The organism is Pseudomonas sp. 05N36, from assembly GCF_056397385.1.
In genome coordinates, this window is the sequence record NZ_JBFTNH010000013.1 from 113,493 (window position 1) to 137,924 (window position 24,432).

Genomic DNA, 24,432 nt, shown 5'->3' on the forward strand with positions numbered 1-24,432 from the left:
GTTATGGATTCCACTTGTCGGAGAGCGCGGGACGCACGGTTTTCAGGTCCGGCTGGTTCTCAAGGAAGTTGTCCGGGTAGTAACCGAAACTGGTCGCTCCCTGGCGTTTGAGGCGACCCATCCAGTCAGTCAGTTGCCCGCCATCGATGTCGGCGCCGCTTTTTTTCGTCCAGTCCCGGGCCTGCAATTCGAACACCGTGCGCTCCAGTGCTCCCGGCCGGACCTTGACCGTGGCCACCAACTCTTCGAGCCATTCACCCGATTGCTTGAGGGGTTTACCTTCCATCAACGGCATAGCCATCGGTGCGGTCCAGTCGTAGGTGCCGAGGAAGTCGTCGAGGTTCTGCGCGAACCAAGCCTCACTGGGCGGATTGAGCATCGGTTCGGCGAAGATGTTGCGCGCCGTCAGCACCTGTGGCCCACGAATGGCGCGAACCTTGGCGGTGAGCTCTTTGGTGAAGTCGATCAGGTAGCGACTCTTGAACCGAGTCCAGCGCTGCATCATCGCCGGATCATCGCGCAGGGCCGCCATCGACCCCGGCAAGCCGTTGGCCGCATAGGTGCGCAAGGCCTCGGGACTGGCGTCCTCGAAGTCCGACAGCACCGCATCGTCGTGGTAGAGGATGCCGTCGACCGAGGTCAGACGCGCCACGTCCTCGTAGATTTCACCGATGATGCGCCGCACGGTCGGGTCGAACGGCGACAGCCGTCGATACTGTCCCGGGTCAACCGAGGTCTGGCCTGTGGCCGGGTCCCAACGGGTGACCCGGGGCAGTTTTGGATCGAGGGCAAAGCTGAGCACCGGCATCCAGGCAAAAACCTTGACGTGGGCGCGAGTACGCAACTGCCAGGCCACCCGGTCGAAGATGTCGGCGCGAACCGGAAGGTGGCGGTTCGGGAAGTACAACGAGTGCACCAGACCGTCGCCCTGTGGATCGGCGAAGGCTTGCAGGAACACGGTGTTGGCGCCCATGTCGGCCATGCGCTGGATCAGCTTGCCCAGATTGACTTCCTGCTGGGCCGGGTCCGGGTCATAAACGTTGTCCAGGTCGACATGCACCACGCGCATCGGTGAGCTGGACTGCACCGCGACGATGCTGTTGGCAAAGTGTTCGCCATCCGGGTCCGAGGCCACCAGGAAACGCGGGCTGCTCATCAGGTTGTCGAGTGCATCGAGCCCGTCATCCAGGGTCAGGGCCATCTGGTACCCCTGGGAATCGACCACCTGCAATGCAGTGCCATCGGCCGTGCCGTACGGCCAGACCCATACACGCGGGTTATAACCGGTAGCCTTGCGGATTTTTTCGGTAATGGTGACCACGTCCTTGCGCAGACGAGCCTGGAAATCCGCTTCCGACTCATAGCGACCGGTCGCAGCGTCATAACGACGAGTCGCCGCCGCCGGCTGCAGGTTGCCTTGCGGATTGGCCAGGATGCCTTTGTGGCTGGCGTCGGTGTGAGCGGCGATTTCCACCAGCCCGGACCTGGAAATTTCAGTGATCTGCGTCCAGGTCAAAAACTCCGAACGCGGTCGCATATCACCTGCGAAGTCCACGAGCTTATCCGGTGGTGTATCGATCCAGGTTCCGACGGGCGCCAGCAAGGCATGCCAGTTATAGGCCCGCAGCACCGGTAGCACGCGGGTGTAGAAGCTCGAATAACCATCGTCGAAACTCAACAGAATGGCTTTGGCTGGCAGTTCGGCCCCCCCCTTGCGCGCGGCGATGATCTGATCGACGGTGACGGGTTTGTAGCCGTTCTCACGCAGCCACGCGAGCTGCTCGATCATCCGCTCGGTGCGCACCGCAACGAGCGCCTGATCAGGGTCGCGGTCTTCGACATCGTGATAGGCAATTCCCAACACATGGTTTTTCGGCCATGGCGCTTCATTGGCCGGCAGCGGTCGCTGTGCCGGTGGCGCAAAGGTCGGGGCTTGCCGGGCGCAGGCGCTGATCAGCAAAACGCCCAACAGAAGGATGCAACGGGTCATCAGAGGCATCTTCAAACTCTTCTAGAAACGGTAGGTAAGGTCGACGAGCAGGCGCAGATCGGTTTCTCGATCGCCGTCGAAGGGCCGGTTGATCGCGCTCAGCGCGGCACCGACCTCGAACACATCATTCCAGCTGAAACGCTGGCCGTAGCTGAGCAGGCCTACACCGCCAGTGGAGTAATCACGCTGGCTGTATGTACCGGCACCGACCTGGAACTGCTGACTCCACGATGTTTCGTAGCGGTGATAGAGCACGTGATTGACGCTGACCGTCGGCAGGACGCTGAAGTCCGACTTGGGGTTGAAGTAGGGAACGTCCTCATTCTTGCTGTTGTGGCTGGCGCCGACCTCCAGACCGAGGTCGACCTGCACCCCCGGCGCGCTGTACACGCCTTCGCGTCCGGTCAACAAAGCTTCGAGACGATTGTTGCCATCGCTGAAGTGCGACGGGCTGACCGCCAGTTTCCACTCGCGGCTTTCGTTGGCGCGCCAGCGCAGGAAACCGCTGCCGCCGTTGGCGGTGACGTTACTGTTCAGTGCCCGCAGCGGTGTATTGGCCGAGAGGTAGTCGAGGCTGCCGCCATACTGCCAGGCATCATTGATGTCGCGGGCAATCGACAGGCGCGCGCCCTGTTTGTTGCCATAGCCGAAGTTGTGATTGGAGACTTGCGCTTCCAGTGTCATATCGCGGGTTCGGCGCTCGACACCAAGCCGTTCGACACGGTCACGACCGGTGCCTTCCTGGAAGTCACCAGTGGCATAACCGGCACCTGCAAACACACGCCAGTCCTCATCGATCGGTGGACTGTAGAGCGTGGTCTCAATGCCAAAGTCCTTGCTGCCAGCGACTGCACCGGCACCGTTGCTGCCACCGCCATAACTCTTGCCGCCATAGGTCGACACGCGCAGTTCGGCCATGTCGTGCACCTCACGCTGACGCTCCAAACGCTGCACCGCACGGTTGTCCGGGAATCGCGCAGCGACGTCATCGGTCAACGCATCGAGCTGGCGCCACTCCTGCAAATCCTGCGCGGTATGCCCTTGCGCGACTTCCAGACCGATATCTCGCGGTGCCATGCTCTCGGTTTCCTTGAGCAGATTTTCTGCACGGCGTGGCCAGGCACGCGCCAGGTAGACATTCGCCTGCGCCAGACGCAAACCGACGTTGCCCGGTGCTTGTTCGACCAAGGCATCCAGGCCTTGCTGGCTAGCGGGCAAGTTACCGCTATAGAGGCCCGCCTGGGCGGCCAGTTGTTGCGCGTCCATCCATGAATCGTTGGGATTGCCGATCGGCAAGCCTTTGAGCTCCACCCGCGCGCTCTGAGTCTTGGCCAGGTTTTCGGCGACGGTGCGTGCTTCCTGCGGTTTGTCGCTTTCCATCAAGGCGTAGAACAGCGCCGTGGTGTCTTCTACCCGGTCAGCCGGGTCGGCGTCCGGTGCGACCAGCACTTGGCGATACAAGTCTGTCGCGACGTCCGGTTGACGTTGATCCAGATAGGAAGCCGCCACCCAACGCATGGCGTAGGTTGGAATTTTCACGTTTTCAGCGAGCAGTTTCTGGTATTCGCCGATAACCTCAGCCGTGCGCGCGCGGGCCTTGAGTGCGCCCATGCGGTCGATACGCCAACGAACCACGTCGTCGTGAGCCTGTGCATCCGGGGTCCAGGTCGCCAGCAACTGGTCGTAGTCGCTCAAGGCACGATCGGCGATGTCGTAACGTTCTTTTTCACTGCGCGTGGCAAATTCCGCCAGCCGCACGCGCTCTGCCGCCACATCACCTTCGAGGCGGCGCTGCGTCACCGGATCGATCAACCCCGGACGTTGACGGGCCAGACGCAAAGCCGGCTCTGGCAGCCGTGCGCGTTGCAGGGCGAAAACGTATTCGCGGGCGACTTCAGGTTTGCTCCCGGCGCGGATGAACGCCTGGTCGTATTCGAACAACGCGTCATAGGTCGCACCGGAACGGGTCAAGGCGTAGCCCAGCGCCAGGCGCCGGGCCGGATCGTCAGGTTTGGCCGCGACGAGAGCCTTGGCACGGTTGACGGCCTCGACGGGGTTTCCAGAATCAGCCTGGGTCATGGCCAGGCCGAGTTGCAGGTCAGCATTCGCAGGTTCGAGCGCCAGTGCCTTGCGGTAGAGCTCGGTGGCAGAGTCCCAGCGCTTGAGATTGCGGTAGGCACGAGCGGTGGTGGTCAGCGCCTGAATCGGCAGCACCCGGTTGCGCCCCTGGGTTTCATAAACCTGAACCACTTCGGCGTCGAGACCGGCCCAACTGGCGATCTGCAAATGGTCGCTGACCTGGCCGGTGGTTACCTGGCTAGCAGGCACGTTGCGTAACAGCGTCAACACCGGTGCGTAGTTACCAGTACGCGCATCGCGAATCATTTGGTCGTAGGCGGTATCCGCGAACGCCAGACCCGGCCAAAGCAGTTGGCTGCACAAGGCCATGCGAATCAGAGGGCGCAGGCCAAGAACAGTAAAAGGACGAGTAATACGTGGCATTCGTCAGCATCCTTACATGGCGAGCCGGAGTCTCATACCCCCCTTGCCTGGTTCGAAACGGGAAGTCGGACAATCACCCGACAAGGTTTTGCAAACGCAGTATTTCACGCAAGGTTAGACCACTATCAGGAACACAACATTTGTTCAGATTCAGTACAACGGCTTAACCCCCGTGCGCCCTTCAGCCTTGATTTGCGGGCACCAGACAGCAAAACGCCCAGCCAATCCGCAAGTTCGGAGGGCCGGGCGCTAGCTTGTAACCTTTGGTCTAGAGCGTTCGCTCAAGTCCAGCGGTGGGTCGTTTACTGGGCTGCGCCAGCAGTGCTGAGCTTGCTCATCACGAACCCGACGAACTGTTCGACGGTCATCTTCTGGCCGTTGAAGTCCACCTGATTATTGGCGTAGTGCAGCTTGGAGACGATGTCGTTGCCATCCAGCGTCGCCAGTTGCGTGCCGACGGCCATGCTGCTGAACATGTCGCTGGTCGCAGCGGCTTGCTCGGCAACCGCTTTGGCATCGGTCTGGCCGTCCATCTGCGCCTGCACTGTCACCAGGTCAGTGATCATCGGCTTGGATAGTTTCAGATTGAAGTCCAGCAGGGCGATCATTTGCTTGCCCAACTGGTCGGGTGGCAGGTCCAGCGATGTGGGTTTGGTCAGGTCAATGACCAGGCTGGTGCGGCTGACACCGTTCGGGGTGGAGAACGAGAAGTTCTCCAGCGCGACTTGTGGCTGGGCGGCCAGCAACGTCTCCAGACCCGCCTTGACCTGTGCCTGTTCGGCGTCGGTCAGCTTCAGCTCGGGCGCCGGTTCACCCGCAGCGGCAGCAGCCGCGGCGGCCGCTTCGTACGGCTGCAGTTTGTTCTGGTAGATCTGCACCAGCGACAGCGTCGACGGGATATCGAGGTTTTTCATGCTCCAGGCCATTTGCGCCGAGCCGAGGGCCTTGTCGTTGAGGGCGATTTCGCCAATCTTGTAATCGGCACGACCGGCTGCGTTGGACCCGGACTCGGTGGTGGAGCTCTTCATTTCAGTGTTCTTGAAGGACATCACCGACTGTTTGTCGCCAAAGGTAGTCTTGGTGCTGGTCAACTCGACGACGTTTTCCCCCAGGTAGTAGCCATAGCTGCTTTTGCTGAGGTTGCTGGCCAGGGTCAGGCCATTCAATTCGACTTTCACCGGGGACTGATCTTCGGCAACGCTGGTCAGCGTGAGGCTGTCCATGTAGCCGTCAGCCTTGACCTTCTGTGCCTGGGCGCTGGCCGACACGTCGAGGTTCAGACCGGAAAACTTCAACGTGGACTTGTCGTCCAGTGCCGTTTCGACGGGCAGCAGTTCAAGGTTGCCGCTGGTAGCACGGTCATAGCCGATGTTGACCACACCCTTGAGCGGAGACGCATCCTTGGTGGCGGCGAACCACTTCTCGGTGGTCGGGGTCTTTTCCAGCGAGTAGTGACTGGTGGCCATGACCGGCAGCCATTTCAGCGACACCAGGCGCGAGAATGGCAGCGGGCCGTGTTCGATGTGGTCAACGAACAGCAGCTCTACGCCTTCAGGGTTCTCGCCGAACATTTCGCCCTGGCCCTTGAGGCGGTAGTGCGCAGTGCTGCTGAACAATTGACGATCCAGCGACACCAGCTCCAGGGTCGCGGTGCCTTTGGAACCGACCATCGCCGTTTGCAGCTCTTTGTTGGCGTCGGCAATCGAGGTTTGCAGCACCCCTTCCAGTTTCGTACCGGTGTACCAGGCGCCGCCGGCGCTGATTGCACCGATGGCAACGACGATTCCCAGAAGCACGCCTGCTGATTTATTCATGAATGACCCGATCAATGTCCGTTGTTGAAAATGTGGTCGTCTTCCCTGAACCCTCGACGGGTTGCGGCTCGACTCCGCTAAAAGTGCGATGAGATTAGCATTTGTGCCGTGGAGCGGCCCAATGATTAAAGGTGAAAGAGTGTCTATGGAGCGCGGTGGCGGGATTTTCGTTGATTACTCGATCGCCATCGCGAACACGCTCGCTCCCACATTGGATCTGTGATCAACGCAAATCCCCTGTGGGAGCGAGCCTGCTCGCGATGGCGGTGTTCCTGCCAACATCGGATCAGGAATACTGCACTTCGATCTCATCCAACTGATGATCAAAGCTTTTCAGCCGTGCCGTCCACGTATAGACCAGCACTTCAAAATCCCGATTGATCACCGCGCCATTCGGTGAGTCCGCGCGCGGGTCGCAAAAATCCAGTTGATAGCGTTCGCGGGCCATGGCGTTGGCCACGTCAGACAGTTCGCGGGCATTGTTCAGCCAGTGCCAGCGTTCACCGGTGACCTGTTTGTCGAGGGCCAGGCATTGGGTTTTGAGCGCTTCGAGGCTTTTTTCCAGCGGGGTGCCGGTGAGTTCGCCCATGACTTCCTGAAAGGTACGTCCCGGTTGCCAGTAACTGCCCCAGAAATACCGGTCGAATACCGTTTCAACCCGGCGCAACGCCACCTTGGTGTCCCAGATCAGCACCAGGGTCTTGCCTTGTTCGAGTTGTTTTTTCTTGATCCGCCGGGTTTGCAGCGAAGCCCAGGCGACGACGGCAATCGACATCACCCCGATCAGTGCACTGACGCTGTCGAGAAAGATCAAAGCCTTATCAATCTGGTGCGCCAGCATCACGCCATAAAAATACGTAGCCGAGAGCAGCACCAGCGCGACAATTGCGCACCAGAAGCCGGGAGCATAAGGGTTTTTCATTATTGGAATCCCCATGACCAATGCGAGCTTTGACTGCCGGATCCGCCTGTGCAGACCCGACATGTAAAAGCATAGCAATGGCCTCAGGGTTTCGTTGGCTGTGAACCTTGCGTTCGTCCGCTTTCCCAACCGCCGCCCAGCGCCAGGAACAAATCGATCTGGCTCATGGCGACCTGAGTATTGGCGGTCGCCACCTGTGCACGCACGTCGGTGTAGGTGCGGGTCGCCTGCAAATCCGCGAGGAACGACGCCCGACCGGCCTGGAAGAAGCGGTGCGTCTGGTCCGCCGCCTGTTGCGCCGACTGCTCGGCATCCACCAGGGCATCGCGGCGCTGCAACAGCGCGGAATACTGCGCCAGACCGGTCTGGGTTTCGCGGATTGCGTTCAACACCACCCCGTCAAAGTGCGCCAGCGCGCCTTGGGTCGCCGCTTCAGCCTCACGCACCCGCGCCCGGGAGCCGTTGGACGGCACTGTCCAGGTCAGCAACGGGCCGAACCCCCAGCGATTGGTTTGCGGTTGGCCAAGGTGATCGAGAATACCCACGGTACCGACGGTCGCGCCGATGCTGATGTCCGGGTAAAGCGCACCGGTAGCAACCCCGATGTCCGCCGTCGCGGCCGCCAGTTGACGTTCGGCCTGGCGCACATCCGGTCGGCGCTTGAGCAAGGTGGCACCGTCACCGACCGGCAACAATTGCGCAATCTTTGGCAGCTCATGGCAACTGCTGGTCCCGGCGGGCAATTGATCCACCGGTTTAGCCAACAGCATCGACAAACGGAACAGCCCGGCCTGACGGGCGGCCTCATAGCGCGGCATATCGGCGCGCAAGGATTTGAACTGGGTTTGCGAACGGGTGACCTGGGTTTCGTCACCGCGCCCGGCATCGCGCAACCGCTGAATCAGCGCGGTGCTCTGGCCTTGCAGGTCCAGTGAGTGCTCGGCGATTTCACGCTCTTCGTTGGCCGCGCAGACTTGGGTATAGGCACGCACGACGTCGGCGACCAAGGTGATGCGCGCAGTGTCCGCCGCGGCTTGCGTCGCATCGGCATTGGCCTTCGCCGCTTCGATGCCGCGCTGCAATGTGCCAAACAGATCGAACTGATAAGACGTGGTGAGGCCGATGTCACCGACATTGGCCACTGGAACTTTTTCCGGTATCAGAAACGCCTCGCCAGACTCCTGCAAGCGCTGGGCCCCCACCTTCACGCCACCGCTCCAGCCGCCCGCCGACTCGGCTTGTTCGACCCGGGCACGGGCGCGCGACAGGTTGGCTGCCGCCACCCGCAAATCGGTGTTGGTGGCCATGGCTTGGCGCACCAGCTCATCCAGACGCGGGTCCTGGTACAACCGCCACCAGTCGCCCGGCACCGGCGCCGAGACCACGTTTTTTCCGTGCGCAGTCAGATCGCCCTGAAAGTCCGCGCGATGCACCGCAGCCTCTTTGGGCAAATGGTAATCCGGGCCGACCACCTGACAGGCCGACAGCAGCAAGCCGAGACCGGCCGTCGCTAAACAGGTGGCCGCTTTCATTGCGTTGGCTCCTGCTCAGGCTTGTCACCAATGATCGACACGGTCGCGGTACGCCCGGCGATCATGCGGAAATCTGCCGGCACGTCATCGAAGGCAATCCGCACTGGAATCCGCTGTGCCAACCGCACCCAGCTGAACGCCGGGTTAACGTTGGGCAGCAGGTTCGAACCGCTGCTGCGGTCACGGTCTTCAATGCCGGCGACGATACTTTCGACATGCCCGCGCAACCGTGCGCGGTCGCCAATCACGCGGATATCGACACCTTGGCCGACATGAATACCGTCGAGTTTGGTTTCTTCGAAATAGCCATCGATGTGGAAGGAATTGCTGTCCACCACCGACAACACCGGGCGACCGGCGGTGACGAACTCCTGAGTACGCGGTGCGCGGTCGTTGACGTAACCGTCCACCGGGCTGCGGATTACCGAGCGGTCCAGATTGAGCTGGGCGCTGTCCACCGACACCTGGGCCTCGGACAACGCCACCTCGGCGCGGGCCACACGGGACTGGCTTTCTTCCAGTTGCTCACCCGGCACCAGATTGCCCAGACCACGGTTGCGCTTGGCTTCACGCTGCGCCTGGGCCAGGGTTTCCTGACGGTCGGCGACCGTGGCCTTGGCCTGGCGCAACGCCAGTTTGAAACGGTCCTGGTCGATGCTGAACAGCACCTGGCCGCGCTTCACCGGTTGGTTGTCACGCACTTCCACTTGCTGGATCAGCCCGGAAACGTCCGGGGCGATCTGCACGATATCCGCACGAATGTGCCCGTCACGGGTCCACGGAGCGAACATGTAATACATCACCATGCGCCAGACCACGACGACCGCGAAGGTCACCACCAACAAGGTCAACACCACACGGCCAAGGGTCAAAATAGGTTTTTTCATGTCATCAGGTATCGACTGAGTGAGTCCACGGCGCCGAGCAGCAAGGCGTAAAGACCAACGTTGAACAATGCCCGGTGCCAGACCAGACGATAAAAGTGCAGGCGCGTCAGCAACCCGTGCACCACCAGGTACAGCACGTACGTAATACCCATCAGCACCAGCAACGTGGGCAGGAACACCCCGCTGATGTCCAGATCACCGATCATAGAGGCGCTCCATCGATACCTTGGGGAAACGGTTCATCGGTCTCGTTGCCGATGAACTCCACGCCCGGCAACAGCGCCAGACGCAGACCGGCGAGGGCGTGCAGCAGGTGCAGGCGGGTTTCGCCGTCACCTTCCAGGCCTTGGCCATTGAGGGCGCGCCGGGTGCGATCCAGCGTCATCAGCAACGGCGCTGGCGCCGGCAAGCGTTCACCAGCCTTGAGACAGGCCTTGAAGTACTCACCGACCTCGGCCACCACCTGCCGCAGCAAGACGTTCGGTCCCCCTTGCACCCGTGGCGCGTACGCCAGCAAGTCCAGCAGGTTCAGCGCCACGCGCACTTCGCGCAGCGCCACGCCGGTGTCCTGACCGGTCATCGCCAGGCGCGGCAAATGCTGCATCAGCCGATCGAGCATCTGCACACCCAGGTGACGGTGTTCGGCGAGGTTCGCCGGCTCGGTCATGCCGACGATGTCGCGCCAGCTGAAACGGGTCAGGCGCTTGGCCGCCAACTCCGAACCGAAGGGCCGCGCCACCAGGGTCCAGATAAAGGCAAACAACAAGCCCATGGGCCCGGCCAGGTTGGAGTTGGCGAAGCTCAAAAAGTCCGCGTCGTAGGCGCCCTGGATGCTGATAAACGACGAGGTGTTGACGATGGTCAGCAGCATGCCGAGGTAGAAACGCGGCTGTACGGTCAGGGTGCCGACGCAGATAAACGGCACAGCGAACGCCAGCACCAGCATCGGAAAATCATGCAGGTTTGGCAGGATCAAAAACAGGTAGAGGCTGGCGAACAGCACCGACATCGCGGTCCAGAAAAAGAACCGGTAAATCTGCGGTGCCGGGTCGTCCATCGCGGCGAAAAAGCTGCACGCCACCGCCGCCAGAATCACCGCGCTGCCACCGTCGGTCCAGCCGAGCAGAATCCACAGCACCGAGGCGACGATGATCGCCAGCACCGTCGATGCCGCCGAATAGAGCATCAGCCCACGATCGAGAAAAGGTGTCAGCCGGCCCAGCCGCCAATGACGGTAGACCGCACGCCAGTTGTCCTGGCTTTCGCAGCGAATCGCCTCTTGCAGGCTGCGCAGGTCTTGCCATAAATCGATCCATTCACCCAGGCGATACAGCGCATTGGAAAACAGCAGTTGCTTGCGATCATCCAGCGCTTCGGCACTCGGTTGCAGGGCTTCAAGTTGAGCGCGCCGGGCTTGCCAGTGCTCGACCGAAGCGTCTGTGCGGTCGAGCCATTCAATGGTCGCGGCCAGCAGCGGCGCGAACTTGTCCACAAGCTCGGGCGTGCGCCGCTGCAAGGCATACAGCGCATCGTCCAGCGCATCCACCACCGGCAGCAGGTGAATCATCCGCCCACGCAGTTCTTTGGTGTTGCGCACGGTTTGCGGCCGCGCACCTTCGTGGGGCAACTGGCCGATCATCAACTCCAGGGAGTTGAATGTGGCGACCATCGAGGCGCGCAAGGTGCTGACTTCTTCGGGCTGCACGTTGCGGGTCAGGAAGCGCTGGCTGTAGGTCACCGCGTCGCTGAACCACTTGCTGACCGAGTCATCGAACACCGGCGCCAGTCGCCGGGGCCAGAACATACTGCCAACCACCGCGGCGCAGACGATGCCGAGGAAGATCTCTTCAGTCCGCGCCTCTGCCACATCCCATATCGCCAACGGGTTATCCACCACCGGCAGGGCGATCAGCGGCAAGGTGTAGCCCGCCAGCATCAACGCGTAGTTATTGGCGGTACGCAAATGCATCGACAGAAACAACAGGATGCCGGTCCACAGCGCGATGACGACGACCAGTACATACGGACTCTGGACGAACATCGGCACAAACAGCAACGCCGCTGCCGCACCGGTCAAGGTGCCGACGGCACGGTACAGGGCCTTGGAACTGGTCGGCCCGACAAACGGGCTGGAAACGATGTACACCGTGGCCATCGCCCAATACGGACGCGGCATCTGCATGAGCATGGCGATGTACAGCGCGATCATCGACGCGGCGAAGGTACGTACACCGTAAAACCAGTCACGGGCCGGCGGTATGCCGCTAAAAAATCCGTTCACGAGGGGGTCACCGGTAACTGCTGCTCTGCCGTCTCGAACGCGCGAATCACCCGCAACGCGGCTTCAAGATCCGCCGGATCGATGCCTTCAAGCACCACACGGCGCAAGCGCACCAACTCGGCTTCCACCGCTTGCACCAACTCACGGCCGGTCTCGGTCAGGCTCAGGCACTTGGCGCGCCGATCAAGGGGATCTTCAGTGCGGCAGACATACCCGGACTGGCACAACTGATCGAGCAAACGCACCAGCGACGGGCTCTCCATCCCCGCCGCCTGCGCCACCGTCACCTGCCGCACACCCTCGCCCAGCCGCCCGATCATCAACAACGGGACCGCGCAGGCTTCGGAAATGCCGTAGTTGACCAGCGTGGTCTGGCAGATTTTCCGCCAATGCCGCGCAGCCACCACCATGGCACTGCTGATGTTCATCTGAAGGGCGTCGAGGGTCTGGGACACGGGAGAGTTCGCACACTGTTAGTTTGCTAACTATCAATATCGCATTGGAGGGGAAAATCAGTCAAGTTTTGAAACAAAATGGTGTGGTGAGCAAAAACCTGTGGCGAGGGAGCTTGCTCCCGCTCGACCGCGAAGCGGTCGTAATCCGGCAATCGCGTTCCATCTGAATACTCGCGGTGGCTGATTTCAGGGTCGCTTCGCCCGAGCGCGATTTGAAACAATTCTTCGCCCGCTCGTCGCGGTAATATCTGGGCAGTGATGAATATGTACTGAAGACGTATATACTTTTTCAGCACTCAATCCCGGAATCCAGACCATGTCCAAACAAGCCGTTTTCACGATGAAACTTGAGCCCGAACTGCGCGAACAGTTCATGGCTGAAGCAGAAGCCTCTCATCGGCCAGCGTCGCAAATCGTCCGGGAAATGATGCGCCAGTTTGTTCAAACACAACGAGAGTCGCGTGAATACGAGGCGTTCTTGCAACGCAAAGTCGATATCGCGCGTGTTTCCATGCGAGCAGGCGAAGGCCTGACAAACGATGAAGTAGAGGCCGAATTTGCTGCCAGGCGTACTCAAGCAGCCAGACAAGGATGAGGATAATTTGGACGCCAGCCGCGGCACAGGATCGTGCAGAAATTTGGGACTATCTCCACACCGTAAACCCACGAGCAGCCATCGAGATGGACAACCGATTCAGCGAATCGGTTTCTCGCCTTTCACTCCACCCTGAATGCGGTCCTGTAGGGACGATTTCTGGTACTCGCGAATTGTTCCCTCATCAAAGTTACCGACTGGTCTATCAGCTGGATCAGGGAACCGCGTGGATACTCGCCTTGGTCCATACCTCGCGCCAATGGCCTCTTGAGAAATGAACATTCCCGCGCCCTGCGCGGGAACGCGTTGAAGCAACCTTAGGTCGCTTGTGCCGCCTGTGCGGCCAAGCGGTGTTGCAACTCTTCCATCAGATCCAGCCCATCGCGCAAAGACACATACGCGGCGTTGATCAGGCGATAGAAGTCTTTGTCGTTGAGATCGCGAAGGGTGATCGAGGTGAGGGTTTCCAGCAGATCAGTGCCGATACGGACTCGGCTACAGGCAGTTTCATGGAGAAAATGGGTTGGTGCGAGGATGTTGTAGGCCAGAACGCAGACGGGGGTTGGGTTGGTGCTCAGTGGACGATATGGGTGCATAGGGAATATCTCGTAGATAGTTTTAGGAACAGCCTCTACGTAGAATTAGGATCGCCAAATCCTGTCGCCGATGTGCGGCGACGTGGCGAACTATAGGGGGGCGTTTCGGGGTTCGCAACCAAGCGGGCGAGCTTCGGAGTTTTCCTCGGACTTTCAGGCCCTTTCACATATCGGCCAGCAGTCGCCCCGCCTCCGCCTCAATAAACTCAAACACCTCCTCCGGCACGCTGTACTGGAACTGCTTGCGTCGATGCTTTGAAACCTTGCCCTCATTGTCCAGGCACATCATCACCAGCTTCGACAGGTCGCTGCCGCGTACGTCGTAACGCTGGTTCACGGCTTTGACGATGCGGTCGTAGCGGTCGAGGAATTCGGTTACTTCGCGCAGTTCGACTTCGAGGGCGCGGCGGGCCATTTGCAGGGTGAATTCTACGCAGCGGGTGGCATCCCAGAAGCGATAGATCGAGGGATGGCCAATGAACTCGAAAGCCATTTGGTCAGCATCCAACCAAGTGACATTCCAGAAGTCGCGGGCCGGTTGCGAGAAGTCCTTGAGGGCGGCTAGATAGCTGGACTCTTCGTGTTTCATGGCCACGGAAACCGGCAGCAGCAGACCATTTTCCAGAGCGCCGGAATGACACAGGGTCTGGTGAATCAGAAAGCGTGAAAGTCGGCCATTACCATCCATGAACGGATGGAGAAAGACAAAACCAAACGCCGTCACGGCGGCGGCCACCAGTGGATCGACCTTTCGCGAGGACAGATTGGCGAAATTCATCAGTTCGCCCATCAACTCACGGCACAAGTCCGGCTCAGGCGGGATATAACTGACACCGGCAGCACCGCGCAGGCCGTTATGCAGGTGGTTTTGCTCATGGCGAAACAAGGCGGCTTTGTCGAACGGATTGGAGACCGTGCTGTTCTGCAATTCCACCAAATACTCTTCGCTCAGTTCGCGACCGTCATGGGCCTGGCGCAGCAGTTGAACGAAACGCCGGGATTTTTCATCGCTGGGTTCCTCCCTCTCGATGGCAAAGGAATCACGGGTTTCGTGGAGATACGCCCAGTTGATGGCGCGGTCCATCATCTCTGCTGGCAACGTCGCCATGAAGGTTTTGGCCCGGCCGAGGATGTCGAGGCTGAGCAAAGATTCAAGTTCGGGTGTGTATTCCACGGTGGCGCAATAGTGCAGCGAGCCGAGCCCGTTAAAGTCAACGCGCCAGCGGCTGTTGCGTACAGCGAGACCCGTTATGTAAATCTCAGGGTCAAATAACGCAACAACGCTACCGCGTACGGGTAATGAGTAGTCCAGTTGGCGTCCCGTGAAGCTTTCCCAGAGGAAACAGGCTTTGCGAATGAAGACGCCGTTCGGTGCTTTTTCCAGCTCATTGAGCAAGTGTTCTGCGGGGATCGCTTCCAACGCCTGGGACAGAATGCACAGGTTGATGCCTTCATGCTTGAGGGCAAACAAAAGATGTTCCAGCATCGATCCTTGAGCCGGCGCCACGGATTGCGGAACCGCCAGACAGTCGCCAATCAGTGTGATGCGCGTCACCGGTTTGATCATCGCAGTGCGTTTGGGCGCAAAGCTCTTCAGTTTCAGCGCACTGCGAAGGTAGGCGTATCCGACAACTTGCATGACAAGCGACCCCAGAAAAAACTGACTTTGGCGATTAAAGCCCAGATTTTTTTACTTTTCCCCAGATTTTTTTACATTTCGCCCTTTTCTCTCAGATTTTTTTACACCCCCCCCGCCCCTTCCTCAACAGCACATCCAGCTGATCCACCACCTCCGCCCAATCGGAATCGTCGAGGATGTCTTCGCGCAGGAAATCCGCCTGGCTTTTGGTCCAGAAAAACGCGTCGGCCAGGTGCAGTCCGGGTTTCAACGGTGAATGGGTGGCGATGAATTTGTCGATGCTTTCGGCATCGTCGGGCAGGCCGAGTTGTTTGAACAGGTTGGGGAGGCTGTGGGTAGGTGATTCCATGGGAATTGGCTCCTGGGTTTTTAGAGGGTTGGGGACTGCCGCGCAGTCCATCGCAGGCGAGCCGCGCTCCCACACACGGCGGTTTCCTGTGGGAGCGTGGCTTGCCCGCGATGGCGGCGGTGCCTTCACCGCCAATAATGTAATGGCTACTGACTCAATTCGCACACCTCGGCATGCGGCACCATTTTCAGGTACTGGTCCATGCTCAAGTGCACGAGGTTGTTGTGGTTGCCGGCTTCGACGTAGATCTCTTTCTGACGGGTCAGCGTCGGGTCGATGACCATGTCCAGGCCATAGGATTCGCCCAGGGCCGGAACGGCGCCGCGTTCACAGTCGTTGAACAGGTGGGCCAGGGTGCTTTCGCGGGTGACTTGCCATTCACCGCTGCCACGCACTTTGGTCAGGTCCAGATGTCGGCTGGCTGGCAACACGGCCATCAGGTAGTGCCCGTGGTGGTCGTCGAGGATCACCGATTTCGCCACGCGCTCAGCGGGAATGCCCGCCACCCTGGCGGTTTCCAGGCTGCTGGCCGAATGTGGGTGAGAGACTACGTCGAATTCGCAGTGCGCCTCTTCCAGGCTGCGCTGCACGGTTCTTGCCATACGCATGATGCACCTCGGTGTCCGTCGCAAGGCGGGCGGACGATGATTAAACAGGTTGGCGTCTCCTCTAAAGTCTAGGCCTGCTGCCGGTACCCGGTGATAAATCTGCCCACTGGAAACTCGCAAAAATTGATCAGGAATCATCCAGCCAAAGGCTCAACTAGACTATAAGCAGGGCCACCGTGTGGCTCGCGGACGGATGACTCTCCTGGAGGGTCAAGTGAACACTCGCTGGTGGTATGTGGTTGCGTTGTTGTTGGGTTTGAGCGGATCGGCTTTCGCGACAGATACGGTTGTGGTGGTCGTCCCCAACCCGCTCGGCGTCTGGCTGATGATGGTGGGTATCGCGCTGCTCGTGGCGGAGGTGGTGCTGCCCAATTACGGGGTGGTCGGGCTGGGCGGTATCTCGATGTTCGTGATCGGCGCGGTGATGGTGAGCAACGCCGATGTCCCTGCGCCACTGATCATCGGTCTTGGGCTGATCAGCGCCCTGCTGCTGATCGCCCTGCTGTTCCACGCGCTGAAAACCCGACCGCGCCACATTGTCAGTGGCGATGCCGGGCTGCTGGGCAGCGTCACGCAGGTGACCGCGTTGCAGGGTCACAACACGCACAAGGGCTGGGTGCATTTGCAAGGTGAACGCTGGCAGGTGCACTGCAAGACACCCTTGCATTCCGGGCAACGGGTGCGAGTGGTGGCACGCAAGGGAACACTGCTGGAAGTGGCCGCGGCTGACGCGGCGCCGCAAGGAGAATGATCATGGGTCTGCAACTGGGTTTTGCCGCGCTGCTGGTGCTGATGATTGCACTGGCAGGGTCGACCTTCCGCATCCTGCGCGAATACGAGCGCGGGGTGGTTTTCCAGCTTGGACGCTTCTGGCAGGTCAAGGGCCCGGGGCTGATCCTGTTGATTCCGGTGGTGCAGCAAATGGTTCGGGTTGATCTGCGGACCGTGGTGCTCGACGTACCGCCGCAAGACGTGATCACCCGCGACAACGTCTCGGTGAAGGTCAACGCGGTGCTGTACTTCCGTGTGCTCGACTCGCAGAAAGCGATCATCCAGGTCGAAGACTTCCTCATGGCCACCAGCCAACTGGCGCAAACCACCTTGCGGGCGGTGCTCGGTAAACATGAACTGGACGAGTTGCTGGCCGAGCGCGAACGCTTGAACTTCGACGTCCAGCAAGTGCTGGATGCCCAGACGGATGCCTGGGGGATCAAGGTCGCCAACGTCGAGATCAAGCACGTCGACCTCAACGAATCGATGATCCGCGCGATCGCCAAACAGGCCGAAGCCGAACGTGAACGGCGGGCGAAAGTGATCCACGCCGAAGGTGAGTTGCAGGCCTCGGAAAAACTCATGCAAGCCGCCGAAATGCTCGGTCGCCAGCCCGGCGCCATGCAGTTGCGTTACATGCAGACCCTGAGTTTGATTGCCGGCGACAAGAGTTCGACCATTGTCTTCCCGCTGCCGATCGAATTGCTCAAGGGCATGGCGGATTTGTCGTCGAAGAGCTGAGCTGTTGTATCACCTGTGGCGAGGGAGCTTGCTCCCGCCGGCCGGTCCGCGTTCGGGCGAAGCCGTCGTTATTCAGCCGACGAGGTGCGCCTGACAAAATACCGTTGCCAGTTTAGGGCCGCTCCGCGGCCCAGCGGGAGCAAGCTCCCTCGCCACAAGAAGCGGTTCGCCATTGCTCCAATGCTTCGTAAGGCCCGTGTGCCCAACGCTCAACGCGTTCTCTGAGCAGCGCCGAGGCTTCTTGTTGTTTGCCCTCGCTGTCGGCCACAAAACGTTCGGCCGGTTGTTTGGCGTGCTGACTCACGGCGCTGAACACTTGGGTTCGCTGCTCGGCATCCAGCGCAAAAAAACTGGCCAAACGCCCCTCCATGGCGCCCGGCAACTCACGATAATTAACCGCCAGCCCGGCAAACTCATGGCAATGTTCAACGCCCAGTTGCAGCAGTTTGCCCAAGCGCCGAGCGATGAAGTCTTCCCGCCCCTCGAACGCAACCCCATCATCCAATGCACTGGTGCCGATCAGCCCCGGCACCATGTGCAGGCCCGGACGACGTAGGTGTGAAACGGCGATTTCCAGCGGATCGCGGTAGACAAACAGCCAGGGCGTTTCAGGAAAGCACTCGCGCAACCGCTTCAACTCACCGATGTTCCAGGCGTCCAGCTTGATCACCAAACGTTGTTCCACACCTCGGCGCGGCTGGCCATAGGCCGAGAGCAAACCGCGAATGGCTGCGTTGCGCTCAATCGGCGGCAGTGCGCTGCGCAGCAACGCATCCAGTGGCGGTGGTTCGGAAATGACGATGTGGTTATCGAGTTGCGCCAGCATCTGGCTGATCAGCGTCGAGCCACAGCGTGAGGCGTGAAAAATGAACGCACTCGGCGCCAGCCCCGAGCTGATCGCCTGCCAATCACTCAGCGTGCTCAGCGGTGTTTGATGGCGGAACGCCTGGTTGAACGGCAGGCGCAGCGCCTCCTCCACCGCATCGCGAAAAAACGGCTGACGCAACGGCTGATCACCAAACCAGCACCAATCGACCCGCCACTCCTCGGCCTGCTGCCAGACGCGAATCGGCAACCAGCCGTCGAGGTTCAGGCGCTCCATTGTTCATTCCATTGGCGACGGCCATTGCGCATCGCTGCACGCAACTCTTCACGAGAGAACGCCAGGCCCCGCTCGGCAGCCAGCTTCAGGGTGGTGGCGAAAAAGGTTTCGTTGTCGGTCACGCCCTGCAAGACTTTGCAGAGCTGTGGATCGTTTTCCAGCAGCCGTCGAAACTGTGCCAGCGCTTGCGCTGCATGACCGACGCCAGGCGCCGGCGTGGTTGAAACACCCTCGACAATCGCCTGTTCCAACCAAGGGTCGGGCCTGCAATCGATCACCAGATGCACCCGCTCGCGGCTATCGCGATTGTCGACGCTGTGGGGCCGCGACAGGTCGAGAAACCAGCATTCGCCGGCCTCCATCGGCATACGTAAACCGTCGAGCAGAAAGTCGACGTTCGGTGGACTGAGCAACGGAATGTGCAGCCGCAGATCGGCCTCTGACCCCTCAAGATCGTAGTCGCGGTGCTCGTGAATCCGACTGCCGGGCCCCAGCTTCAGCAATCTTGCCGAGACGATGTCCAACGGTAATTCCTGCAATGCATGCTGCCACCGACCATCGAGCAGCCACGGCGCTCGCAACACCGGTTTTCCATGGCCAGGGGATAGCTCCGTCAGCGCATCAGCCGCGCTGATCAGCGCCACCCCGCTCCAGTCGCCACTGAAATAGTGGCTGTTGAAATGGCGATGCCAGTCGCTGTCCTTGATTTGCGCCAATGCCTGCAACAGCAACGGCAGAGGCACCGTCACCGGCAGGCGGGAAAACGCCGGTCGAGTCATCGGTGCGGTAGCACCGCGCATTCGCCGAGCCAGGTCAGTAAGCGATCAAGGCAGGCGTCCACCGACAGCACGCCGGTGTCGAGCACCAACGCCGACGACGCGGGTGGCTCGTAAGGTGCGGAGATACCGGTAAAGCCCGGCAGTTCACCACTGCGCGCACGAGCGTAATGACCTTTCGGATCACGCTGCTCGCAAACGTTGAGCGAAGCACTGCACCAGACTTCGCGGTAGTCCTCACCCAAACGCCGGGCGAAGATTTCTCGCAGTTCAACCAACGGCGCAATCATCGCCAAAATAACGATTTGCCCATTCTCCACCAGCAACGCTGCGACCTCGCTGGCGCGGCGGATGTTTTCCTGGCGATCCTTGTCGGCAAACCCGAGGTCGCGATTGAGCCCGACCCGCAGTCCATCGCCATCGAGCACCTGGCTGTGCACGCCGCGTTCGAACAACGCGGCGTGCAGCGCCTGGGCCAGGGTCGACTTGCCTGCCGCCGGTAAACCGGTCAGCAGGATCGCCGCTGCGCGATGGCCATGGCGGTCTTCGCGTTGCGCCCGGCTGATGCTGGCCGTGGGCGCCAGCAGATTACTTGCTTTGGACATGGGCTGTCGGCACCGTGATGTTGCCGGCGGCCCACGCGTCCTCGCGACTGGCCAGTGCCGTGGCGATCGACTGCACCTGGGTCGACTGCACCTGATCCGGCAGAGGGTCGAGCCCGGCACTGGCGAAGATCTGCCCGTACGCGTTGCGCAAATCCGCGTACGACAGGTCGCGGCGCAGGTCGGCTTGCAGGGTGTTCAGTTCGCCCTGGATCAGCTCCAGTTCGCCGATGCCCGCGGCCTGATGACGATTACGCAACTGGCCAAGAATCTGCCCGTCGATGTTCGACAGCTGCTGGCTGGTCTCGAACTGGCGCAGCGCTTCGCGGTAGTTGGCGTTGGCCACGTAGAGCTGCGCCAGCACCGCGATCGACATTGCCTGACGGCGTGCCTTGGCCACTTCTTCACCGGCCTTGGCCACGTCGATGGCCGCCGGGGCGGAAATCACGTTGAACAGGTTCCAGGTGATTTTTACCCCGTAGTCGGCCCACTTGTCGTTGACCAGAAACGAGTTGCTGTCGTAATGCCCGCCAGCCGAGAGCTCCAGCCCCGGCAGTAGCCGCAGCATGGCTTTGCGGGTTTCGGCGGTGCTGATGCGCGTCTGATAATCCTGCTCGCGCAGTTCCGGACGGCTGGCCAGGGCCTCTTGCTCAAGGCTGGCCATGTCGACCTTGAGCTCCGGAATCGGGTAATCCTCTGGTGTCGCCAACGTCAACTCGGTGCCCATCGGCAGGTTGATCAGGGTCGCCAGTTCGGTTTTCGCCAGCGACAGAGCCCGCCGCTGTTCTTCGAGCTGGCGCGTGGCTTCGATCAGCGAACGCTGATACCCCAAGGCCTGCACCGGGTCGCCGATACGCTGCTCGCTCATGCTCTGGCTGTTGTCGCGCGCGGCATCGACCCGCGCCATCAGGCTGTCGATCTGCTTGAGCAGGCGTTCAGCAGCCACCGCCCGCCAATAAGCCGAGCGCACGTCCTGAACGATGGTGTTGATAACCTTGCGCCGGCGTTCCTGAACGATCAGCCGTTGATCGCCCTGCTGCTTGGCGTTGATGTAGCTGACGCCGAAGTCGAGGACGTTCCAGACCATGGTCAGGTCGGCGACTCTGCGATCGCGGTCCTGGGAGGTCGAGGGTTCGAGGGATTGGGTGCCGGTGCGCACACTCTGGCTGCTGGAACCGCTGGTGTTGTTGCGCCCCACGTAACCGGCGTCCAGGGCCATGCGCGGCAGCATGTCGAAGCTGGCAAGGTCGAGTTGGCGCTTGGCCAACGCCTCTTCCATGATTTTCAACCGGCCTTCAAGGTTGTATTTCACCGCACGGGCCATGGCTTGATGCAGCGTCAGTGGGCCGCTAAGGGGCTCCTGATCCTTGTACATGCTCGCCAGATCGCTTCTGGCGCGCTGCTCGCTGACACTGCGTTCAATCGGCTCACTGGTCACCGCACATCCGCTGATTGCAAGCGCCAGCAGGCTGGCGCCGAATAGTTTCTGACTTTTCTTCATCCTTGGACCGCCCCTAGGTACTGCACAGTTTTAGGTTTTTGATCAGGCCTGCATTTCGCTGATGCCGACCTGTTGCAACGCTGCAGCCAACGCCTGGATCTGCTGCTTCTCGGCGTTTTCAAGTTGTTGAAGTTGCTCGCCCAAGGTCAGTGCGCCATAGACACCGTGCAGGCCTTGAGCAGCATCGCCGCCGTGCTGGATCGACTTGTCGCCGAACGCATTGAACGAACTGTCACCATTGCCCGACTCATGACTGAACAGACTCGACAGCGTGCTGCTGCCAAACACCCCGCCATCACCCCCGCCAAAACCCAGGAAGCCGTGAGCGGAGCCATTCCCGCCGCTGTCGCTGCTAGTGAACACCTGAGCGATATAGCTGGGGCTCAGTGCGCCACGATTGATGAAAATATCCCCCAGTGGGCGGATGCCATCGCCCAATACCCGCTGTTCGAACAACGGCGCAAAAGTCAGCGGTGAGCCGAGATTACCGGTCGGCGGCGTGAAGATAATCGGCTGCAACGGCACGTTCGGAGGACTTGGCGGCGGTGCCGGGTCGCTGACCGAGACCACGACGGCCGGTACCGTGTTGATGGTGAAATTGTTGGAGATCGCGACACTGGCGCCCGCGTTCCCCGCGCGGTCGGTCACGTTGCGGGTGTCCAGCCCGATGAAATTGGTCGCATCGTTGATGTTGGCCGCCGGGGTCAGGGTGGCGGTCCAGGTCTTGCCGCCGTTGCTGCTGCTCAGGTTGGTGAGGGTGCCATTGGCCACGCTGATGTCGGACAAATCGAAATGCTTCACCGCTTCGCTGAAGGTGAAGGTCACCTGCGAGGTCTGGCCAACGCCCAGGTTCGGGTTGGCGATGACGATGGTCGCGGTGGGGCGATCACTGTCCAGGGCGTAGTTGTTGGAGATGGCCAGTCCCGTCCCGGCATTGCCTGCGGCGTCGTTGACGTTACTGTTGTCGAGCACAATCAGGTTGGTCGCGTCGGTCACGTTCGCCGTCGGCGTGAACGTCGCTGTCCAGGTCTTGCCTCCGTCACTGCTGGCCAGGTTGGACAGCGTACCGTTGGTCACGCTCAGATCGGACAGGTCGAAACCGCTCACTGCTTCACTGAAGGTGATGGTCACCCCCGAGGTCTGACCGATGCCCAGCAGCGGTTTGGCAACGACGATGGTCCCGGTAGGCCGATCGGCATCGAGCACGTAGTTGTTGGACAGGCTTACGGTGCTGCCCGCGTTACCGGCGCTGTCCTGCACATTGGCGGTGTCGAGCACGATCTGGTTGGTGGCATCGTTGACCGCGGCGGTCGGCGTCAGGGTCGCCGTCCAGGTCTTGCCGCCGTCGCTGCTCAGCAAATTGGACAATGTGCCATTGGCCACGCTGAGGTCGGACAGATCGAAACCACTGACCGCCTCACTGAAGGTGATGGTCACCTGTGAAGTCTGGCCAATGCCCAGCAGCGGATTGGCCACCACAATGCTTGCCGTTGGACGTTGTGTGTCGATGGCGTAGTTGTTCGAGTCGGTGGTGCCCACACCAACGTTGCCAGAGGCGTTCTGCACCCCCGAGTTGTCCAGAGTGATCAGGTTGGTCGCGTCGGTGATATTCGCGGCCGGGGTGAAGGTCGCCGTCCAGGTAATACCGCCATCGCTTGAACTGACCGCGCTCAACGTACCGTTGGCAATCGTCAGGTCGGCGTTGGTAAACCCGCTGACCGCCTCGGAGAAGGTGATGGTCACCAGTGACGTTTCACCGATATTCAAGGCGTTGTCAGCCACCACGATGGTCGCGGTCGGCCGCTGGGTATCGATGGTGAAGTTGCCCGAGTCAGTGGTGCCGCTGCCCGCATTACCGGCCAAGTCAGCCACGCCAGTGTTGGCCAGGGTAATCAGGTTGGTCGTGTCTTTTATGCCGGTGGTCGGGGTGAAGGTGGCGGTCCAGGTGATCCCGCCATCGCTGCTGCTGACGTTGGTCAGGGTGCCGTTGGGCACGCTCAGGTCGCTGTTGTCGAACCCCGTCACCGCTTCGCTGAAGGTGATGGTCACCAACGACGTTTCACCAGCCGTGAGAGTACCGTCAGCTACAACGATGGTCGCGGTCGGACGCACGGTGTCGATCGCATAGTTGTTCGAGTCGGTGGTCCCGCTACCCGCATTACCGGCCAGATCGGCGATCCCGGTGTTGTCCAGGGTGATCAGGTTGGTCGCGTCAGTGGTGCTGGCGCTCGGCGTAAAGGTCGCCGTCCAGGTGATGCCGCCGTCACTGCTGCTGACGGCGGTCAGCGTACCGTTGGCAATCGTCAGGTCGGCGTTGGTGAAACCGCTCACCGCCTCGCTGAAGGTGATGGTCACCAGCGAGGTATCACCGATTTTCAGGGCATTGTCCGCGACCACGACCGTCGCGGTCGGGCGTACCGTGTCGATGGCGTAGTTGTTCGAGTCGGTGGTGCCCGCGCCGACGTTGCCGGAACCGTTCTGCACGCCGGTGTTGTCCAGGGTGATCAGGTTGGTGGCGTCGGTTATGGCGCTGGTCGGGGTRAAGGTCGCGGTCCAGGTCACGCCGCCATCGCTGCTGCTGACSGCGSTCAGCGTGCCGTTGGTGATGGTCAGGTCAGCGTTGGTGAAACCGCTGACCGCCTCGGAGAAGGTGATGGTCACCAGCGAGGTGTCGCCAATCTTCAGCGCGTTGTCGGCAACGATGATGGTCGCCGTCGGACGCACGGTGTCGATGGTGAAGTTGGCGGAATCGGTGGTGCCGCTACCGGC

At 60.7% G+C, this 24,432-nt stretch carries 22 protein-coding genes; 4 read left to right on the top strand and 18 right to left on the bottom strand.

What is annotated here, in order from left to right; translation table 11 throughout:
• Window position 1: 1 nt before the first annotated feature.
• The 9 genes from pgaB to AC1DIH_RS18065 all read right to left on the bottom strand — a co-directional run bounded on the left by pgaB (window position 2) and on the right by AC1DIH_RS18065 (window position 12,356).
• Window positions 2–1,999 (bottom strand): poly-beta-1,6-N-acetyl-D-glucosamine N-deacetylase PgaB, encoded by a 1,998-nt coding sequence (gene pgaB / locus AC1DIH_RS18025; RefSeq protein ID WP_477772716.1) that lies wholly within the window; start codon window positions 1,997–1,999, stop codon window positions 2–4.
• A 12-nt stretch (window positions 2,000–2,011) separates the two neighbouring features.
• A complete protein-coding gene (gene pgaA, locus AC1DIH_RS18030) occupies window positions 2,012–4,492 on the bottom strand; it encodes a poly-beta-1,6 N-acetyl-D-glucosamine export porin PgaA (RefSeq protein ID WP_477772717.1) in 2,481 nt (826 codons plus the stop codon).
• A gap of 302 nt (window positions 4,493–4,794) precedes the next feature.
• Window positions 4,795–6,306: a YdgA family protein gene (locus AC1DIH_RS18035; protein WP_477772718.1), complete on the bottom strand. Its 1,512-nt coding sequence runs from the start codon at window positions 6,304–6,306 to the stop codon at window positions 4,795–4,797.
• 286 nt (window positions 6,307–6,592) lie between these two features.
• Complete coding sequence (locus tag AC1DIH_RS18040) at window positions 6,593–7,228, bottom strand: NADH:ubiquinone oxidoreductase subunit N (RefSeq protein ID WP_477772719.1); 636 nt, start codon at window positions 7,226–7,228, stop codon at window positions 6,593–6,595.
• Window positions 7,229–7,311: 83 nt separating this feature from the next.
• Window positions 7,312–8,760 (bottom strand): efflux transporter outer membrane subunit, encoded by a 1,449-nt coding sequence (locus AC1DIH_RS18045; protein WP_477772720.1) that lies wholly within the window; start codon window positions 8,758–8,760, stop codon window positions 7,312–7,314.
• Window positions 8,757–9,647, bottom strand: coding sequence for an efflux RND transporter periplasmic adaptor subunit (locus AC1DIH_RS18050; RefSeq protein ID WP_477772721.1), 891 nt, complete (start codon window positions 9,645–9,647; stop codon window positions 8,757–8,759). Before AC1DIH_RS18050 ends, AC1DIH_RS18045 begins: the two co-directional genes overlap by 4 nt.
• On the bottom strand, window positions 9,644–9,853 hold the full coding sequence (locus tag AC1DIH_RS18055) for a DUF1656 domain-containing protein (RefSeq protein WP_017478036.1): 210 nt from the start codon (window positions 9,851–9,853) through the stop codon (window positions 9,644–9,646). The genes AC1DIH_RS18050 and AC1DIH_RS18055 overlap by 4 nt, the downstream gene beginning before the upstream one ends.
• Entirely contained in the window at window positions 9,850–11,928 is a 2,079-nt protein-coding gene (locus AC1DIH_RS18060) for an FUSC family protein (RefSeq protein ID WP_477772722.1), read from the bottom strand. The genes AC1DIH_RS18055 and AC1DIH_RS18060 overlap by 4 nt, the downstream gene beginning before the upstream one ends.
• Window positions 11,925–12,356 (bottom strand): MarR family winged helix-turn-helix transcriptional regulator, encoded by a 432-nt coding sequence (locus tag AC1DIH_RS18065; RefSeq protein ID WP_427531309.1) that lies wholly within the window; start codon window positions 12,354–12,356, stop codon window positions 11,925–11,927. Before AC1DIH_RS18065 ends, AC1DIH_RS18060 begins: the two co-directional genes overlap by 4 nt.
• A 343-nt stretch (window positions 12,357–12,699) precedes the next feature.
• On the opposite strand from AC1DIH_RS18065, the gene AC1DIH_RS18070 reads away from it, so the two are divergent.
• Together AC1DIH_RS18070 and AC1DIH_RS18075 are read left to right on the top strand one after the other, a co-directional pair.
• Complete coding sequence (locus tag AC1DIH_RS18070) at window positions 12,700–12,978, top strand: hypothetical protein (RefSeq protein WP_019691151.1); 279 nt, start codon at window positions 12,700–12,702, stop codon at window positions 12,976–12,978.
• Window positions 12,975–13,256 carry a type II toxin-antitoxin system RelE/ParE family toxin gene (locus tag AC1DIH_RS18075; protein WP_477772723.1) on the top strand — a complete coding sequence of 94 codons (282 nt, stop codon included), beginning with the start codon at window positions 12,975–12,977 and terminating at the stop codon, window positions 13,254–13,256. Before AC1DIH_RS18070 ends, AC1DIH_RS18075 begins: the two co-directional genes overlap by 4 nt.
• Before the next feature lie 39 nt (window positions 13,257–13,295).
• Here the strand turns inward: AC1DIH_RS18075 and AC1DIH_RS18080 are convergent, their stop codons facing one another.
• The 4 genes from AC1DIH_RS18080 to AC1DIH_RS18095 form a co-directional block, all read right to left on the bottom strand.
• Window positions 13,296–13,574: a hypothetical protein gene (locus AC1DIH_RS18080; protein ID WP_477772724.1), complete on the bottom strand. Its 279-nt coding sequence runs from the start codon at window positions 13,572–13,574 to the stop codon at window positions 13,296–13,298.
• A gap of 163 nt (window positions 13,575–13,737) precedes the next feature.
• Window positions 13,738–15,213 (bottom strand): Fic family protein, encoded by a 1,476-nt coding sequence (locus tag AC1DIH_RS18085; RefSeq protein WP_477772725.1) that lies wholly within the window; start codon window positions 15,211–15,213, stop codon window positions 13,738–13,740.
• Window positions 15,214–15,304: 91 nt separating this feature from the next.
• Entirely contained in the window at window positions 15,305–15,562 is a 258-nt protein-coding gene (locus tag AC1DIH_RS18090; protein ID WP_477772726.1) for a DUF2789 domain-containing protein, read from the bottom strand.
• Between the two features lie 146 nt (window positions 15,563–15,708).
• A complete protein-coding gene (locus AC1DIH_RS18095) occupies window positions 15,709–16,170 on the bottom strand; it encodes an aminoacyl-tRNA deacylase (protein ID WP_477772727.1) in 462 nt (153 codons plus the stop codon).
• A 214-nt stretch (window positions 16,171–16,384) separates the two neighbouring features.
• Here AC1DIH_RS18095 and AC1DIH_RS18100 point away from each other — a divergent pair, with 214 nt between their 5' ends.
• Together AC1DIH_RS18100 and AC1DIH_RS18105 are read left to right on the top strand one after the other, a co-directional pair.
• Window positions 16,385–16,921: an NfeD family protein gene (locus tag AC1DIH_RS18100; protein ID WP_477772728.1), complete on the top strand. Its 537-nt coding sequence runs from the start codon at window positions 16,385–16,387 to the stop codon at window positions 16,919–16,921.
• Window positions 16,922–16,923: 2 nt separating this feature from the next.
• Window positions 16,924–17,682 (top strand): slipin family protein, encoded by a 759-nt coding sequence (locus tag AC1DIH_RS18105; protein WP_477772729.1) that lies wholly within the window; start codon window positions 16,924–16,926, stop codon window positions 17,680–17,682.
• A 112-nt stretch (window positions 17,683–17,794) separates the two neighbouring features.
• Here AC1DIH_RS18105 and AC1DIH_RS18110 read toward each other — a convergent pair whose 3' ends face one another.
• The 5 genes from AC1DIH_RS18110 to AC1DIH_RS18130 form a co-directional block, all read right to left on the bottom strand.
• A complete protein-coding gene (locus AC1DIH_RS18110; RefSeq protein WP_477772730.1) occupies window positions 17,795–18,784 on the bottom strand; it encodes a sulfotransferase family protein in 990 nt (329 codons plus the stop codon).
• Window positions 18,772–19,563: an aspartyl/asparaginyl beta-hydroxylase domain-containing protein gene (locus AC1DIH_RS18115; protein WP_477772738.1), complete on the bottom strand. Its 792-nt coding sequence runs from the start codon at window positions 19,561–19,563 to the stop codon at window positions 18,772–18,774. Before AC1DIH_RS18115 ends, AC1DIH_RS18110 begins: the two co-directional genes overlap by 13 nt.
• On the bottom strand, window positions 19,560–20,165 hold the full coding sequence (gene cysC, locus AC1DIH_RS18120) for an adenylyl-sulfate kinase (RefSeq protein ID WP_477772731.1): 606 nt from the start codon (window positions 20,163–20,165) through the stop codon (window positions 19,560–19,562). Before cysC ends, AC1DIH_RS18115 begins: the two co-directional genes overlap by 4 nt.
• Window positions 20,149–21,663 (bottom strand): TolC family protein, encoded by a 1,515-nt coding sequence (locus AC1DIH_RS18125; protein ID WP_477772732.1) that lies wholly within the window; start codon window positions 21,661–21,663, stop codon window positions 20,149–20,151. Before AC1DIH_RS18125 ends, cysC begins: the two co-directional genes overlap by 17 nt.
• A 42-nt stretch (window positions 21,664–21,705) precedes the next feature.
• On the bottom strand, window positions 21,706–24,432 hold a 2,727-nt coding region (locus AC1DIH_RS18130; RefSeq protein ID WP_477772733.1), incomplete at its 5' end, for an Ig-like domain-containing protein.

What these genes read in the sequence shown, in the direction of transcription:
- AC1DIH_RS18125 (WP_477772732.1), bottom strand. Translation starts at nt 21,663, where the DNA reads ATGAAGAAAAGTCAGAAACTATTCGGCGCCAGCCTGCTGGCGCTTGCA.
- pgaB (WP_477772716.1), bottom strand. Translation starts at nt 1,999, where the DNA reads ATGCCTCTGATGACCCGTTGCATCCTTCTGTTGGGCGTTTTGCTGATC.
- AC1DIH_RS18110 (WP_477772730.1), bottom strand. Translation starts at nt 18,784, where the DNA reads ATGGAGCGCCTGAACCTCGACGGCTGGTTGCCGATTCGCGTCTGGCAG.
- AC1DIH_RS18045 (WP_477772720.1), bottom strand. Translation starts at nt 8,760, where the DNA reads ATGAAAGCGGCCACCTGTTTAGCGACGGCCGGTCTCGGCTTGCTGCTG.
- AC1DIH_RS18090 (WP_477772726.1), bottom strand. Translation starts at nt 15,562, where the DNA reads ATGGAATCACCTACCCACAGCCTCCCCAACCTGTTCAAACAACTCGGC.
- pgaA (WP_477772717.1), bottom strand. Translation starts at nt 4,492, where the DNA reads ATGCCACGTATTACTCGTCCTTTTACTGTTCTTGGCCTGCGCCCTCTG.
- AC1DIH_RS18095 (WP_477772727.1), bottom strand. Translation starts at nt 16,170, where the DNA reads ATGCGTATGGCAAGAACCGTGCAGCGCAGCCTGGAAGAGGCGCACTGC.
- AC1DIH_RS18085 (WP_477772725.1), bottom strand. Translation starts at nt 15,213, where the DNA reads ATGCAAGTTGTCGGATACGCCTACCTTCGCAGTGCGCTGAAACTGAAG.
- cysC (WP_477772731.1), bottom strand. Translation starts at nt 20,165, where the DNA reads ATGTCCAAAGCAAGTAATCTGCTGGCGCCCACGGCCAGCATCAGCCGG.
- AC1DIH_RS18040 (WP_477772719.1), bottom strand. Translation starts at nt 7,228, where the DNA reads ATGAAAAACCCTTATGCTCCCGGCTTCTGGTGCGCAATTGTCGCGCTG.
- AC1DIH_RS18075 (WP_477772723.1), top strand. Translation starts at nt 12,975, where the DNA reads ATGAGGATAATTTGGACGCCAGCCGCGGCACAGGATCGTGCAGAAATT.
- AC1DIH_RS18050 (WP_477772721.1), bottom strand. Translation starts at nt 9,647, where the DNA reads ATGAAAAAACCTATTTTGACCCTTGGCCGTGTGGTGTTGACCTTGTTG.
- AC1DIH_RS18080 (WP_477772724.1), bottom strand. Translation starts at nt 13,574, where the DNA reads ATGCACCCATATCGTCCACTGAGCACCAACCCAACCCCCGTCTGCGTT.
- AC1DIH_RS18065 (WP_427531309.1), bottom strand. Translation starts at nt 12,356, where the DNA reads ATGAACATCAGCAGTGCCATGGTGGTGGCTGCGCGGCATTGGCGGAAA.
- AC1DIH_RS18115 (WP_477772738.1), bottom strand. Translation starts at nt 19,563, where the DNA reads ATGACTCGACCGGCGTTTTCCCGCCTGCCGGTGACGGTGCCTCTGCCG.
- AC1DIH_RS18035 (WP_477772718.1), bottom strand. Translation starts at nt 6,306, where the DNA reads ATGAATAAATCAGCAGGCGTGCTTCTGGGAATCGTCGTTGCCATCGGT.
- AC1DIH_RS18055 (WP_017478036.1), bottom strand. Translation starts at nt 9,853, where the DNA reads ATGATCGGTGATCTGGACATCAGCGGGGTGTTCCTGCCCACGTTGCTG.
- AC1DIH_RS18105 (WP_477772729.1), top strand. Translation starts at nt 16,924, where the DNA reads ATGGGTCTGCAACTGGGTTTTGCCGCGCTGCTGGTGCTGATGATTGCA.
- AC1DIH_RS18070 (WP_019691151.1), top strand. Translation starts at nt 12,700, where the DNA reads ATGTCCAAACAAGCCGTTTTCACGATGAAACTTGAGCCCGAACTGCGC.